Origin of the sequence: Frankia casuarinae (genome assembly GCF_000013345.1) — a bacterium.
In the GTDB taxonomy this organism is placed as follows: domain Bacteria; phylum Actinomycetota; class Actinomycetes; order Frankiales; family Frankiaceae; genus Frankia; species Frankia casuarinae.
The window spans coordinates 197,282-210,780 of the sequence record NC_007777.1 but is presented as its reverse complement, the minus strand read 5'-3'; the positions used below and the strand labels follow the sequence as shown (position 1 = coordinate 210,780).

Below are 13,499 nucleotides of genomic sequence, written 5' to 3'. Positions count from 1 at the left end.
ATGGCCCAGGACGAGGAGCCTGTCTGTGCGTCTGAGCGCCGCGCCCGATCTGTCCTTCTCCGACATGCAATCGACCGTCGCCGTCCTGACGATCCTGGGCGGTGCGGTCCTGCTGGCCCTGGCCGTCTCCGTATTGCTGCACCGCATGGCCAGACGGATCGGCCGCCATTCGGAGATCGTCGCCGATCTCGCACAGCGCGGTAAGCGGCCGACGCGACTCACGCTCGTGCTGGTGGCCCTGCTCGTCGGCCTCACCTCCACGGCTGAACAGACCTGGACCGGGGCAGCCCTGCGAGTGTCTAATGTCGCCCTTATCGCTGGAATCGCCTGGTGCGTCACGGTGCTCGCGTTCGCCTTCGAGGACCTCGCGCTCGCCCGCTACCGAATGGATATCGTCGACAACCGGCATGCCCGCCGGGTGCGCACCCAGGTCACCCTGCTCCGACGGATCACGGTGGCCATCATCTCGATCATCGCGGGCGCCTCGATGCTCATGACGTTCCCGAGCGTCCGCGTCGCCGGCGCCAGCATCTTCGCCTCGGCCGGCGTGGTCGGCATCGTCGCGGGGTTGGCCGCCCAGACCTCACTGTCCAACGTCTTCGCCGGACTCCAACTGGCCTTCACCGACGCCATCCGGGTCGACGATGTGGTGGTGGTCGAGAAGGAGTGGGGCAGGATCGAGGAGATCACTCTCACCTACGTCGTCGTCCACATCTGGGATGACCGGCGGATGGTCCTTCCGTCGACCTACTTCACCACGACACCGTTCCAGAACTGGACCCGCAAGGAGTCCGCGGTCCTCGGTGCCGTCGAGCTGGACCTGGACTGGGCAATCCCGATCGACGAGATGCGGGCCGAGATGCACCGGGTCCTGGACGCCACGGACCTGTGGGACAAGCGAGTCTGCGTCCTGCAGGTCACCGACGCCATCGATGATCACATCCGCATCCGCGTCCTGGTCAGCGGCAAGGACGGACCGACCGTGTTCGACCTGCGCTGCCACATGCGCGAGGCACTCGTCCGATGGGTCCAGCACAACCATCCGACAGCTCTGCCCCGGACCCGCATCGAGTTCGACGCCTCCGCGCACCTGCTCGGTCTGCGCATCCCGGATCAGGGCCGGGCCGATGACCGCGACGGCCGCCACCCCGATCCGTCCGGCAACGGCCGGCACAACTATCTCCACGGCCGCGACCATCCCCACGGCGACCATCCCGATGGAGACCATCCCGACGGCAGGTCCGACCGGCTCCGCAAGACGAACGGCATCCGCCGCGGCGAAGAACCAGCGCGGGCGGTTCCCGTCCCAGTGCAAGGTCTCCTCTCCCCCACGATCATGGATGCCACGAACTCGGCCGCGGTTACCGCCGCCGGCAGCGCGAGCCGGGAGGCGGAGACCGGTACGGACGGCGGGACGAGCACCGCGCCCACGGGTGCGCCTGCCGACGCCGCCGAGGACGCCCGGCTGTTCTCCGGCGCGAGTGCCGACGCCGCGGAACGGGCGCGGAACTTCAGCGAGACCAGCGAGACCAGCGAGCATGACAGCTCCGCTTCTTCTCCACCGCCCCGCGACGACGACGACGATGACGACGCGGCGCAGCCAGGGGAATCGACCCGACGCCAAACGACACCGCAGGCGCCAAACGACACCACAGGCGCATAACGACACCACCGAAGGCTCCGGCCCAGCTCCTCCGCAGGTGGAGGACCCAGGCCGAAGCAGGCGTCGGGTCAGAGCAGGTGCTCTGTGTGCTGCTGACCGGATCGCGGTCACCCGGTCGCCGGCGGGTATCGCGATTACCGGCGGGCGTAACGACGGCTGCGGGTCGACCCCGACCGGCCGCCGTGGCCCCCCACGTTCCGCCACACCAGGAGAACCAGGATGGCACCGATGATGGACCCGAGAATGCCGGACGGCTGCAGAGCGCCTTCGCCGACATCCTTATTGAACAGGACGTAGCCGAGGAATCCTCCGACGAAAGATCCGATGATTCCCACCACAATGGTGCCGAGAATCCCGATGGGATCCCGGCCGGGCAGCAACACGCGTGCGACGGCCCCGGCGACAAGTCCGAGCAGAATCATGACGACGATGAAGGTGATCATTAGTTTTCTCCCTACGAGGTGGTTGGATTACTCATCCCCGGCGCCGCCGTCCCCGCCGGACCACCAGCAGCAGCACCACCGTGCCGGCCAGGACCCCACCCGTGGCCTTCGGGTTGCTCCGCATCCGCTGCCCGACGGACCGCGCGGCTTTCCCGCTGGTGGCGAGGGTCTTCTCGGCCGCCCCCTTCGTCTTCTCGGTGGCGACCGACACATGGGGAGCAAGGGTCTGGACGGCCTCGTTGACCTTCTGGCGCACCTCGGCGGCTCCGCCGGCCACTCTGGCCCTGGCGCCCGGGGTGGTCATGTCCGGGCCGGCCAGGTCCGGGCCGCTGACGTTTCCCGGCTCCCTGACGTTTCCCGGGCCGGTGACGTTTCCCGGGCCGGTGACGTTTCCCGGGCCGGTGACACGTGAGGCGGAGGTGGTCGCGGCGATGACGTCGGGGCTCGGCGCCGGGGAAGCGTGACCGTTCAGGCCGGGTGCCGGGCCGGCACCTACCCTCTCGGTACCGGTCGGGACCGGGGGGACCGGAGGGCACGCGAACGGAGCCGTGGTCGTGTCGTCGGCGGGAAGCGACGCGGTCCGTGCGGGCTCCGGCATCACTGAACTCGGGTCCATTGGCATCGTTCGGTTCCTCCCTGGAAGGTGTCGGTGTCTGACCTGGAGACCGGGTCCGATCTGGAATCAACGGCTGAGCTGGTCAACGGCTGAGCTGGTCAACGGCTGAGCTGGTCAACGGCTGAGCTGGTCAACGGCTGAGCTGGCATCACGCTCGGCCCGTCCGACCGGGACCGACGCGGACCACCTCGCCGAGCCACATCTGCGATCAGGCCACATCTGCGATCAGACCTGCCGCCGGCTCCCCGTGACTCGCGGAGAAAGCCGACCGGGCGGGATGTTCACTAGCCGTACTTCTCATCGTCATACCCGGAATCAATGCGGATAACCCGATGTAGACGCCCTGACAGGACACGGGGCCGCGTCACCGATGCCCAACACTATCCACAGACACATAAATGCCACATAACGGCTAATATATCGATCATGGCTCATCTCTCCCCAACCTGCCCACAGCAGGGGACAATGGGAGGTATCAGGCGATCGACGGTGCGGACGACCCGGCGTCGGCTACGGTTCGGACAGCAGCCATGAGCGTCAGGGGGTGGCTGATGTCGGATGTGCCCACAATGCCCTCCGCAGCCGACCGGAACGGTCCGCTCGAAGGCATCCGCACACTGGCCGCACGCCTCGCCTCCGGCGAGATGACGTCCCGCGAGCTCGTCGAAGCCGCGTTGGCCCGGACAGCGGCGACCCAGGCCACCCTTAACGCCTTCCGCTGGGTACGGGCCGAGGCGGCCCTGACAGAGGCCGAGGCGGCGGACGTCGCGCTCGCCGCCCGCCGCGGCCGTCCCGGCCGGGACGGCCGCGGCGGCTGGTGGAGCACGCCGGGATGGCGACCGCTACTCGGCGTGCCCATTGCGATCAAGGATGACACCGACCTGACCGGTACCCCCACGGCCTTCGGCGCCATGGGGGAGTTCCCCCCCGCGGTCCGGGACAGCGAGATGGTGCGACGGCTGAAGGCGGCCGGTGCCATCATCATCGGCAAGACCAACACCCCCGAGTTCGGGCAGTGGCCGTTCACCGAGGGCCAGGCGTTCGGGGTGACCCGCAACCCGTGGGATCTCGACTACTCTCCCGGCGGTTCCTCCGGAGGCGCGGCGGCCGCGGTGGCCGCGGGGCTGGTACCGGCTGCGATCGGTTCGGACGGGGCGGGCTCCGTGCGCATCCCCGCCGCCTGGACCCACCTGGTCGGGATCAAACCGCAGCGGGGGCGCATCTCGAGCGCCCCGGTCCGCGAGCAGTTCAACGGGCTCACTGTCTACGGCCCGCTAACCCGAACCGTCGCCGACGGGGCCCTGCTGCTCGACGTCCTGTCCGGCAGCCTGCCCATCGACCGCGCTCGACCGCCGGCGCCGGCCGAGCCGTTCCTCACCGCCGCCGGCCATCCCCCTCCCCGCCTGCGGATCGGGCTCTCCCTGCACCACCCGTACAGCGGGATGCCGGTGGCCCTCGATCCGGCCGTCCGGGCCGCCGTGGAACGGATGGCCGAGATCCTGGCCCGCTGCGGGCATGACATCGTGCCGGTGGAGCCGCCCTACGGCCTGCTTGGCACGATTTTCCTGCCGCGGTCCATGGACGGCATCCGCGACTGGGCCGGGCGGGTGCCCGATCCCACCCTGCTTGACCCGCGGACCATGGCCAACGCGCGGACCGGACGGATGCTGCGCCCGTTCCTCCCGCTGACACGCGCCGCGGAACCACTGGCCCGGCTCAACATCGGCCGCGTCTTCCGGCGGGTGGACGTCATACTCGCCCCGACGACCGCCACTCCGCCGCCCCGGGTGGGCGAGCTCAACCGGGAGAGCAACTGGGCCACCGACCAGGCGATCGTGGCGGCGTGTCCCTACACCTGGCCGTGGAACGTCCTCGGTTGGCCGGCCGTCAACGTACCGGCCGGACGCACCGCGGCGGGACTGCCCGTCGGCGCCCAGTTGATGGGGCCGGCGAACAGCGAGACCCTGCTGATCTCCCTCGCGGCGCAGGTGGAGGACAGCGAGCGCTGGCACCTCCATCAGCCGGGAGAACGCTCGGCCCACGCGATCTGACGATCTGACCCGACGGGCACCCGATCCGACCTGGTCCACGGCCCGACCTGGTCCACGGCCCGATCTGACCTTACGGGTAGCGGGATGTTACCGAATAGCCGAAATGCGAGGCCCTCTCACGGGATCCCGATCCGGCCGGGACAATGACCCATGCGAAGACGTCGTTCAGGCGCTGGCGGACTCGGCGGACTCGGCGGACTCGGCAGGGTGGAGGGGCCCGGCGGATTAGAGGGGCTCGGCGGGGTGGAGGACGTCCGTCCCCTCATAGCCGGAACGCTCGTCCTCGTCACGGTCGTCATCCTCGACGCGACGCCCGGGCTGATCCTGGTCGGGTACTTCGGTCTCGGGCCACTGATCATCGCGGCGGCCAGTCCACCCCGGGTCACCGCCGCGGTCGGAGCGCTGGCAGTGATCGCGGCGCTCCTCTCCGGCTTCTGGGATCATTGGTTCGGGACCGGTCCGCATCTCGCCGCAACCACGCTGGTCGCCCTCCAGTCCGTGATCGCGGTCTGCATCTGCGTGTGCCGGGAACGGCAACGCTCACAACTGCACCAGGTCAAAGCGGTCGCCGAGGTCGCGCAGCGGGCACTGCTACCGGCGGTCCCGAGCCGGCTCAACGGGGCCGGTTTCGCGGCTCGGTACCTCTCCGCCGCCCAGGAGGCGTCGGTGGGTGGCGATCTCTACGAGGTCGTCTCCACCTCGCAGAGCATCCGGATGATCATCGGCGATGTCCGCGGCAAGGGCCTGCCCGCGGTCCGGCTGGCCTCGATAGTGCTCGGTGCCTTCCGCGAGGCGGCAGTGACCTGGCTCGACCCGGAACAGGTGGCCGCCGCCTGCGCCCGCGCGGTGGGTCGGGAGGCCGAACCCGAGGACTTCGTGACGGCGCTCATCGTCGACATCCACCCGGACGGTCGGCTGGGCCTGTGCTCGGCCGGGCATCACCCGCCACGACTGGTCTCGGCGGACGAGTGCACCACGCTGGAACTGAAGTCGCCGAGTCCGCCGCTCGGGCTGGCCGAGCGTTTCTCCGTCACGATGGCGAGCTGGGCGGTCGGCGATCGGATGCTGCTGTTCACCGACGGTCTCACCGAGGCCCGGGACGGCCGGGGGCGGTTCTTCCCTCTGGACGATCATCTGGACCTGCTGCGGGGCGGCAGCCAGGACGACGCGCTCGACCGTCTCGCCGGGGCTCTGCGCGCCCACGTGGATGGCAGGCTGCAGGACGACCTCGCGGTGCTGCTGGCCGAGCGGGAGGCGGGACCGAGTGGCGGGATGGGAGCCGGGACAGGAGCCGGGACAGGAGTCGGCGTCCTGAGCTCTTGAGCCCGGCGGGACCCGGCGGCCCCTCGACCCGAGATCCGACTCCCATCCGGCGTGCCGCTGTCCCTTGGAGCCCGTCGCGATCCGCTACGGTCACCCAATGCGGAGGGATTCCGTGGCCGCCGCCCGATACCGACGCCTACAGTTGTGCTCACGGGTATTCACTCCAGGTATCGATATACCGGACGGTCGGAGACGGTCGTGAGCGTTCCGGTGGATTCCGGTGACCGTCGCACCGTGCGGCTGCTCTTGGCCCTACTCGTCGTCGTGAGCGCCGTGGCCGCGTTCGCCGTCGGCGGTCTGATCGCGACGTCCGGGTTACGGGTGAGCTGGGGACGCGCCGAGGGCGCCGCGGCAGCGGCCGACCTCGCCATCGCCAAGGACGGCTCGCTGCCAGCGGCGATCGGCAGGCTGGGCATCGGCGGCGGCTCGGATCCCTCGTCACTCACGGATCCCTCGTCACTGACGGCGGGCCCCTCCCTGAAGAGCGGGCCTTCGTCGGCCACCGCGTCACCGACGCCGACGGAGGTGGGCGGGGCGAAACACCCGGTGCCAAGCCCGGTGCCGAGTGGCGAGTATCCGCCTACACCCACGGCACCGAGCCCGCGACACAGCTGCACGGCCCCGGCCACCTCCGCACCCGGGGGGTCGGGCGCCCCCATCCTCATCTACCCATTGTGCTGATATCCGTTGTGTCGATATCCCTTGTGCTCTTGTGCTGATATCCGTCGTGCCGAGCTATCCGCCGGATCCGGGCCGCCAGTCGGGCGAGCGGCCGGTGAGGGCCAGCAACCTCGTCCACTCGTCGGCGTCATCCGGGACCGGCACCGGGCGGGCGAAGATGCCGGCCGCCCGCCAGGCGTCGATCTGCGACGCCAGCTGCTCGTGGACCCGGTGCACGAGGTCCCGGTCAGAGCCGACACCCGCCACCGACGAGGTGTCACCGGCCCGCCGGCCGTGCATGTCGATCGCCCGCGCCAGATCCCAGCCGTGGATCAGTAGATCGGCGGTCAACTGGAAGGCGTACTCGCTCGCCGGCGTGGGGCCGAAGGAGAGGACCGGCACCGACGCCCAGGCTCCCGGGCGGTTCCAGGAGTCCCGTGCCCCACGGGCCGCCGCCGTCCAGCTCGCCACGGGATGCGCCCCTGGCGCGGACGCTCGTCACGATCGCAGGTCTCATTAGCGCCACATCGTGAGGCTGCAATCATCTCCCTTCATGAAGGGTCACCCCCTGCCGTCGCATCCCGTCAACCGGGACGCCACACGCCCGATGCCGCTCGTTCAGCCCTGTCGCCGGCCGGACGACGCGTGAGGGAACTTCCCCTCCCGCCGGGCCCCACCGATGATCCGAACGCGCCGATCCGCCCTGCGAGGAGCGGACCGGCCTCAGGTACCGATCCTGCCGGGGCCGGTACCGCCGGGGCCGGTACCGCCGGGGCCGGTACCGGCCTGGTCGACGTGCCAAGCATGCTGGTGGTCGCCGACAAGTTCCCCCCGGTGCTCGGCGGCATCCAGACGTTCGCCTACCATCTCGCGGCCGGGCTTCCGGCTGACCGGGTGGTGGTCGTGGCGCCGGCAGCCCCCAGCGCCGCCGCCTTCGACCGGACGCTGCCCTTCCCGGTGATCCGCATGGACGAGAGGATCCTCACCTCCCCCGGATCCCGGCGCCTCCTGCGATCGGTCGTGCGGTCCGAGCACTGCGAGGCGGCCTGGTTTCCCACCGCGGCGCCGCTCGGCCTGCTCGCCCCGACGCTGCGAACGGCCGGGATCTCCCGGGTGGTGTCGTCGAGCCACGGGCACGAGGTCGCCTGGTCCCGGCTGCCCGGCGGGTGGTCGCTCGTCCGAGCGGTCGCCGCCCGGGCCGACGTCCTGACCTATCTGACGGCGTTCACCCGGCGCCGGCTGCTCGCCGTCGCCCCGCCGGGCACGACACTCGCGCGGCTGACCGGCGGGGTGGATACCGGACGGTTCCGGCCGCGGGTCGGGGGCGAGGAGATCCGCCGGCAACACGGCTGGTCGGACCGACCGGTCGTGATCTGCGTGGCCCGCCTGGTGGCGCGCAAGGGGCAGGACATGCTCATCCGAGGCTGGCCGGTGGTCCTGCGACGTCATCCCGCCGCACGGCTGCTGCTGGTCGGGCAGGGTCCCGCCGCGGACCGGTTGCGACGGCTCGCCACCCAGGTGGGCGTCGCCGACGCGGTGCATTTCGCCGGCGCGGTCACGGAGCAGGATCTTCCGGCCTATCTCGACGCCGCCGACGTCTTCGCAATGCCGTCCCGCACCCGCCTGCTCGGCCTGGACCTCGAAGGTCTCGGACTGTCCGCCCTGGAAGCGGCGGCGAGCGGCCTGCCGGTCGTCACCGGTGCCCAGGGCGGGGCACCCGACGTCGTCCTGCCCGGTCGCACCGGCGTCGTCGTGGACGGCCGCGACCGGCACGCCGTGGCGACGGCCGTCGCCGACCTGCTCGACGACCCCGAGAGATCCGCCCGGATGGGCCTCGCCGGACGGGACTGGATGTGCCGGAACTGGAACTGGGGTGAGTTGAGCCGGCGGCTCGCCGGACTGCTCGCGGGCGGGCCAGATTCCGATCTTGAGGGTGTCGCGGGACACTCTTTCGGATCCTCGGCGGCGCATCGGGAGGTCCCGGATGGCGTCGTCTCGAGCAACATCGGGCCCAGCGGCATGATTTCGGACGACATCGTTCCAGACCGGATCGATGTGAGCCAAGGCGGTTGAATTCCATGGCGAGACGGCGGATGGGATACATCCGGGCGAAGGGGGTTGCAGCCGTGGCCGCGCCGCTGCTGGCGGTGGTCTGGCTCGCGCGTTCGTGGACAACGGTCGAGAGCGGTGTCGACGCGTTGACGCGCGCCCACCCGTCCTGGCTGGTGGGCGCGGTCGCTGTCGCCCAGTTGACCTGGATCGCGGGAGCGGCCTGCCAGCAGGGCACGGTGGCCCGGCCCCTGCCAGTGGGTCCGCTGCTCGCGGTCCAGGTCGCCGGCAGCGTCGCCAACCACGTGCTGCCGGCGGGCTTCGGGGTCGGCGCGGTGAAGCTTCGTTTCCTGCATCGTGCGGGGCTGACCCTGCGGGAGGCGGTGACGGCGGTGGGCCTCGACACCGCCGCCGGTGTCACCACGCACCTGGCCGTGCTGATCATGCTCCTGGCGGGGGGATTCCTGCCGGTGGACGTGGCACGCCTACCCCGCGGCGAGCCGGTGGCCATGGTGGTCCCGGCGGTGCTCGCCGGGCTCGCTCTGCTCGGCCTGCTCGGCTGGCTGATCGCCCCGGTCCGCCGGGCGGCCCGCCGGGCATGGGCGGGCGTCGTCGACCACCTACGGTCGATGAAGACCACCCTGCAGTCGCCGAGCCGGGCGGCCCTGCTGTGGGGCGGCTCGGCCGCCATCCCGATGCTGCACGCCGCGACCCTGTGGGCGATCATGCGTGCGCTGCACCTTCCGCTCGGGGTCGGCGCGGTATTCGCGATCTACTTCGCGGCGAGCGCGGCCTCGGCCCTGGTGCCCTCGCCGGGCGGCTTCGGCTCGCTCGACGCGGCCCTGACAGCAGCGATCATGGCTGCCGGCCAGTCCGCCGCCATCGCGCTCGCGGCGGTCCTCGGCTACCGGATGATCACGGTATGGCTGCCGATGGCCCCGTCGGCCTGCGTCCTGGCCCTGCTGGTCCGCCGCGGCCACCTCTGACCCGCGCACTCACCCCCGCACCTCTGACCCGCGCCACTCACCCCCGTCGGGGGATGGTCCCGCAGCACGTCAGGCCCACTCGTCCCGTCCGGGTGGACCCGCGGGCACCGAACCCAATGGTGATTACTCTTCGAATCAATGGGAATGCACAACGTCAGGATGCACAACGTACAGCTAGTTCTCGTGCGTGCACCGTCATCTACCCATGCCATCCACCCGTCGGTCAGGGCCGCACCCGCGGTCCTCAGAGGGGGGAGACTTCATGAACTGGTCCCGTACATCACGTCGGTGCGCCTCGCGCGCCTTCGTCCTGACCGCCACGCTGGCAGCAGCCCTGGCCGCGCCGGGGCTGCTCAGCTCGGTGGCCGAGGCGGCAGCACCGACCGGCAGCCCGACGAGCAGATGCCCGTCGCTGCCCCAGATCGCCGGCCCACTGCAAAGCTGGGAGACGGTTACCGCCCTGCCGACTCCCCGTGTCCATCTCGCGGCCACCACGGGATGTGACGGACGAATCTATGCGATCGGCGGCCAGGCCGCCGAGACGGGCGCCGGTGGCGGCGCCCCGGGCTCGCCTACGGGGACGCCCACGGCAACGCCCGGCCCGACCGCGTCACCGACTACACCCACTTCACCAACCACCACACCCACTTCGCCAACCGCACCCGCATCACCGACGCAGTCGCCGGCCCCCACCGGGACGCCCGGAAGTTCCGCGACGACGACATCGACGGTGGGTCCGGCGAGCCTGACCCGGAAGCCACTGGCCGGTCCGCTCGGCCCGTCAACCGATGACCCGACCACCAGCCCGACCACCGACCTGCCCACCGCGACGTTGACCGGATCACCCGGCGCGAGTCCGACCGGTTCACCGACCACGCCCGGGACACCGACGGGCACCGGCTCACCCACGTCACCGCCGGGCGTCGCACCCCTGACGCCGGTGGGGACGGTCCAGGTCTACGACCCGCGGAAGAACGCCTGGACGGACGCGCCCGATCTGCCGACCGCGCGTACCCACCTCGCCGCCGCGACCGACCTCGATGGCCGGATCTACGCGATCGGCGGCCGGTCCGGCAGCTCGAACCAGCCCACGGACATCGTCGAGGTGTACACCCCGTCCAGCGGAAGCTGGTCGACGGGGAAGCCCCTGCCGAGCGCCATGGGTGACCCGAGCGCGGCCCGCGGCACCGACGGCAGGATCTACGTTCTCGACGCGAAGACCCTGGCGATCTACGACCCCGGCTCGGACAGCTGGTCGACGGCCGGGGCGCCGCCATCCGGGAACAGGGCTCCGGTCCTGACGGCCCTGCCGGACGGCCGGATCCTGGCCGCCGGCGGCATCGGGGCTGGCGGCGGCTCCGCAGCGCGGGCAGCCACCGACGTCTTCGCCTATACACCGGGTTCGAAAGCGGCCGAGAAGGGTTCGTGGGCCCAGATGTCCGACCTGCCGGACGGCGTCGCGGGTGCCGCCGGGGCGACCGGCCCCGACGGCCGGGTCTACATCATCGGCGGGCGGGACAGCGCCGGGAACGTCACCGGGGCGGTGCAGGTATACACCCCGAAGGACGACCGGTGGGCCGCCGGACCGACCAGCTCCCCCTCGACCCGGGCCGGGCATGCCGCGGCGACCGGTGGTGACGGCCGGGTGTACGTGCTGGGTGGAACGTCCAGCTCCGGCAAGACGCTGAACACCGTCGCCGCACTAAGCAAATAGCGAATAGCGAATAGCGAATAGCGAAACAAGTAACGAACAACGCCGTCAGCCGGGCGCCGGCCGTCCTGTCCCATGAGGCCGGCCCCGGCTGCTGGCCGCGTTTACTGAGGTCAGTCCCGCTTGAATGCCTCCCGGCGCAACATCTGAAATAGCGTCGGGGCGCCTTCGCGGGTCGTCACGGCGACCGCCTTGTGTACGAACCGTACCTCGATCGCCTGTTCGAGCAGGCTCGCGGCCAGGTCCGCGCGGCTGGTGAAGATACCCGGCGCCTGGTCCTCGTGAAGCTCGTAGCTCGTCACGGCGGGCGCGTCGAACAGACCCGAGGGACGCATGATCGTCCAATCTAGGTTGCTATCGCGCAGAAGTTCCTCCATGCGGCGCATATCGCGGTAGGTCGTCTTGCCGATCGTCGCGGTGATCAGCGGCTGGAGGACCCGATTGAGCAGGAAACCGCCATCGGCATGATGATGCGGCTCGGTGGCACTCGAGCTCACCACGACCACTCGCTTGACCCCGTGCCGGAACATCGCCGCAGTGATGTTCCGGATTCCGTCGCTGTAGATGTTGATCGGTTCGCGCGTAAACGGCACGCCAAGCGTCGACAGCACCACGTCGGCTCCTTCGACGGCCCGATCGACGGCCTGGGCGTCGTGCACGTCGGCCCCCACGACGTCGAGCCGTTCGTGCGTGATCGGGAATTCCGCCGGGCGCCTGGTCACCGCGACGACGTCGTAACCGGCGGCCAGCGCCTGCTCGGTCAGCAGCCGGCCAGTCGGCCCGTTCGCTCCGAACACGACAATCCTCATTGCTGCGCTCCTCCTGACCCGCGGGTACGCGGATCACCTGCCTGTCGGATGTCCGTCGGATGTCTGTCGGATCCCGCCGGACAGATGTGACCGCCGTGCCCACCGGCCACCGGCCACCAGCCACCAGCCGTCCCCCGGACCCGGACGGGTGGCGTCGTCACATCGGCGGTGCCGCGTTCGTCAACTGCTCAGGAGAGGCTGGTTCGGCGGGGTGCAAGCGAGAGGTGCAGGCAATGGAGGATGCGACGTGGCAGGCCGAGCAGTTCGAGCGCCAGCGCCCGCGGCTGCAGGCGGTCGCGTACCGCATGCTCGGTTCGCTCAGCGAGGCCGAGGACGCCGTCCAGGAGGCATGGCTGCGGCTGAGCCGCTCCGGCGACGAGGCGATCAACAACCTCGGCGGTTGGCTGACGACGGTCGTGGGTCGGGTATGCATCGACATGCTGCGTGCCCGCCAGGCGCGCCGGGAGGACTTCGTGGGCACCTGGCTGCCCGAGCCGATCGTCAGCGCCGAGGACGGTGACGGCCCGGAGCAGCAGACCGTGCTCGCCGACTCCGTCGGCCTGGCGCTGCTCGTCGTGCTCGAGACGCTCACCCCGTCCGAGCGGCTCGCGTTCGTCCTGCACGACATGTTCGCCGTGCCGTTCGAGGAGATCGCCCCGATAGTCGACCGGACCCCCGCCGCGGCCCGCCAGCTCGCCAGCCGCGCCCGACGGCGGGTGCGAGGCGCCCCGACGGTCCCGGACCCCGACCTCGCCGCACAGCGCAAGGTCGTCGCCGCGTTCCTGGCCGCAGCCCGGGCCGGCGACTTCGACGCCCTCGTCGCGGTGCTCGATCCCGACGTCGTGTTCCGCGTCGACACCGGCTCACGCACCCGGCTCATGCCCACGCTGCTCACCGGCTCCGCGGACGTCGCACAGCACACCGCCATCCAAGGCCCCCGCTTCGCGCGGCACTGCCAGCCAGCCCTGGTCAACGGCACCGCCGGGATCGTCGCGCGCACATCGACCGGTGTCATCGCCGTCGCCGGCCTCACCGTGCGCGACGGCCGGATCGCCACCATCGACCTGATCCTCGACCCTGACAAACTCCACCGCCTGGTTCTCGCCGACTAGGGGTGTTTTTGACCGGGGTGTTTTTGACCGACCCGGAGACAGTCTCGGATGTGTCAGTCTCGGATGTGTCAACCTC

General features: G+C 70.7%; 12 protein-coding genes. 8 read left to right on the top strand and 4 right to left on the bottom strand.

What is annotated here, in order from left to right:
* Positions 1–25: 25 nt before the first annotated feature.
* Positions 26–1,663: a mechanosensitive ion channel family protein gene (locus tag FRANCCI3_RS00890; RefSeq protein WP_011434650.1), complete on the top strand. Its 1,638-nt coding sequence runs from the start codon at positions 26–28 to the stop codon at positions 1,661–1,663.
* Between the two features lie 134 nt (positions 1,664–1,797).
* On the opposite strand, the gene FRANCCI3_RS00885 is transcribed toward FRANCCI3_RS00890, so the two are convergent.
* The gene (locus FRANCCI3_RS00885; protein WP_011434649.1) at positions 1,798–2,106 is read right to left on the bottom strand and encodes a GlsB/YeaQ/YmgE family stress response membrane protein; all 309 of its coding nucleotides are present in this window, start codon (positions 2,104–2,106) and stop codon (positions 1,798–1,800) included.
* A 31-nt stretch (positions 2,107–2,137) separates the two neighbouring features.
* Positions 2,138–2,728 carry a hypothetical protein gene (locus tag FRANCCI3_RS23050; protein ID WP_011434648.1) on the bottom strand — a complete coding sequence of 197 codons (591 nt, stop codon included), beginning with the start codon at positions 2,726–2,728 and terminating at the stop codon, positions 2,138–2,140.
* Positions 2,729–3,273: 545 nt separating this feature from the next.
* Here FRANCCI3_RS23050 and FRANCCI3_RS00875 point away from each other — a divergent pair.
* The 3 genes from FRANCCI3_RS00875 to FRANCCI3_RS23820 all read left to right on the top strand — a co-directional run bounded on the left by FRANCCI3_RS00875 (position 3,274) and on the right by FRANCCI3_RS23820 (position 6,777).
* The gene (locus tag FRANCCI3_RS00875) at positions 3,274–4,773 is read left to right on the top strand and encodes an amidase (RefSeq protein ID WP_011434647.1); all 1,500 of its coding nucleotides are present in this window, start codon (positions 3,274–3,276) and stop codon (positions 4,771–4,773) included.
* A gap of 150 nt (positions 4,774–4,923) precedes the next feature.
* Positions 4,924–6,096: a PP2C family protein-serine/threonine phosphatase gene (locus FRANCCI3_RS00870; protein WP_011434646.1), complete on the top strand. Its 1,173-nt coding sequence runs from the start codon at positions 4,924–4,926 to the stop codon at positions 6,094–6,096.
* Between the two features lie 198 nt (positions 6,097–6,294).
* Entirely contained in the window at positions 6,295–6,777 is a 483-nt protein-coding gene (locus FRANCCI3_RS23820) for a hypothetical protein (protein ID WP_011434645.1), read from the top strand.
* A 54-nt stretch (positions 6,778–6,831) separates the two neighbouring features.
* Here the strand turns inward: FRANCCI3_RS23820 and FRANCCI3_RS00860 are convergent, their stop codons facing one another.
* A complete protein-coding gene (locus FRANCCI3_RS00860) occupies positions 6,832–7,227 on the bottom strand; it encodes a hypothetical protein (RefSeq protein ID WP_011434644.1) in 396 nt (131 codons plus the stop codon).
* A 333-nt stretch (positions 7,228–7,560) separates the two neighbouring features.
* Between FRANCCI3_RS00860 and FRANCCI3_RS00855 the strand changes: the two genes are divergently transcribed.
* The 3 genes from FRANCCI3_RS00855 to FRANCCI3_RS00845 all read left to right on the top strand — a co-directional run bounded on the left by FRANCCI3_RS00855 (position 7,561) and on the right by FRANCCI3_RS00845 (position 11,505).
* A complete protein-coding gene (locus FRANCCI3_RS00855) occupies positions 7,561–8,829 on the top strand; it encodes a glycosyltransferase family 4 protein (RefSeq protein WP_011434643.1) in 1,269 nt (422 codons plus the stop codon).
* Between the two features lie 20 nt (positions 8,830–8,849).
* The gene (locus FRANCCI3_RS00850) at positions 8,850–9,791 is read left to right on the top strand and encodes a lysylphosphatidylglycerol synthase transmembrane domain-containing protein (protein ID WP_235462892.1); all 942 of its coding nucleotides are present in this window, start codon (positions 8,850–8,852) and stop codon (positions 9,789–9,791) included.
* Positions 9,792–10,053: 262 nt separating this feature from the next.
* On the top strand, positions 10,054–11,505 hold the full coding sequence (locus tag FRANCCI3_RS00845; protein WP_011434641.1) for a Kelch repeat-containing protein: 1,452 nt from the start codon (positions 10,054–10,056) through the stop codon (positions 11,503–11,505).
* Positions 11,506–11,615: 110 nt separating this feature from the next.
* On the opposite strand, the gene FRANCCI3_RS00840 is transcribed toward FRANCCI3_RS00845, so the two are convergent.
* Entirely contained in the window at positions 11,616–12,311 is a 696-nt protein-coding gene (locus tag FRANCCI3_RS00840) for an NAD(P)-dependent oxidoreductase (protein ID WP_011434640.1), read from the bottom strand.
* 233 nt (positions 12,312–12,544) lie between these two features.
* Between FRANCCI3_RS00840 and sigJ the strand changes: the two genes are divergently transcribed.
* Positions 12,545–13,423 carry an RNA polymerase sigma factor SigJ gene (sigJ, locus tag FRANCCI3_RS00835; RefSeq protein ID WP_011434639.1) on the top strand — a complete coding sequence of 293 codons (879 nt, stop codon included), beginning with the start codon at positions 12,545–12,547 and terminating at the stop codon, positions 13,421–13,423.
* Positions 13,424–13,499: the final 76 nt, after the last annotated feature.

Excerpts from the sequence above, each read along its gene's own strand:
- FRANCCI3_RS00885 (WP_011434649.1), bottom strand. The coding sequence starts at position 2,106 with ATGATCACCTTCATCGTCGTCATGATTCTGCTCGGACTTGTCGCCGGG.
- FRANCCI3_RS23050 (WP_011434648.1), bottom strand. The coding sequence starts at position 2,728 with ATGCCAATGGACCCGAGTTCAGTGATGCCGGAGCCCGCACGGACCGCG.
- FRANCCI3_RS00875 (WP_011434647.1), top strand. The coding sequence starts at position 3,274 with ATGTCGGATGTGCCCACAATGCCCTCCGCAGCCGACCGGAACGGTCCG.
- FRANCCI3_RS00870 (WP_011434646.1), top strand. The coding sequence starts at position 4,924 with ATGCGAAGACGTCGTTCAGGCGCTGGCGGACTCGGCGGACTCGGCGGA.
- FRANCCI3_RS00855 (WP_011434643.1), top strand. The coding sequence starts at position 7,561 with ATGCTGGTGGTCGCCGACAAGTTCCCCCCGGTGCTCGGCGGCATCCAG.
- FRANCCI3_RS00850 (WP_235462892.1), top strand. The coding sequence starts at position 8,850 with ATGGGATACATCCGGGCGAAGGGGGTTGCAGCCGTGGCCGCGCCGCTG.
- FRANCCI3_RS00845 (WP_011434641.1), top strand. The coding sequence starts at position 10,054 with ATGAACTGGTCCCGTACATCACGTCGGTGCGCCTCGCGCGCCTTCGTC.
- FRANCCI3_RS00840 (WP_011434640.1), bottom strand. The coding sequence starts at position 12,311 with ATGAGGATTGTCGTGTTCGGAGCGAACGGGCCGACTGGCCGGCTGCTG.
- sigJ (WP_011434639.1), top strand. The coding sequence starts at position 12,545 with ATGGAGGATGCGACGTGGCAGGCCGAGCAGTTCGAGCGCCAGCGCCCG.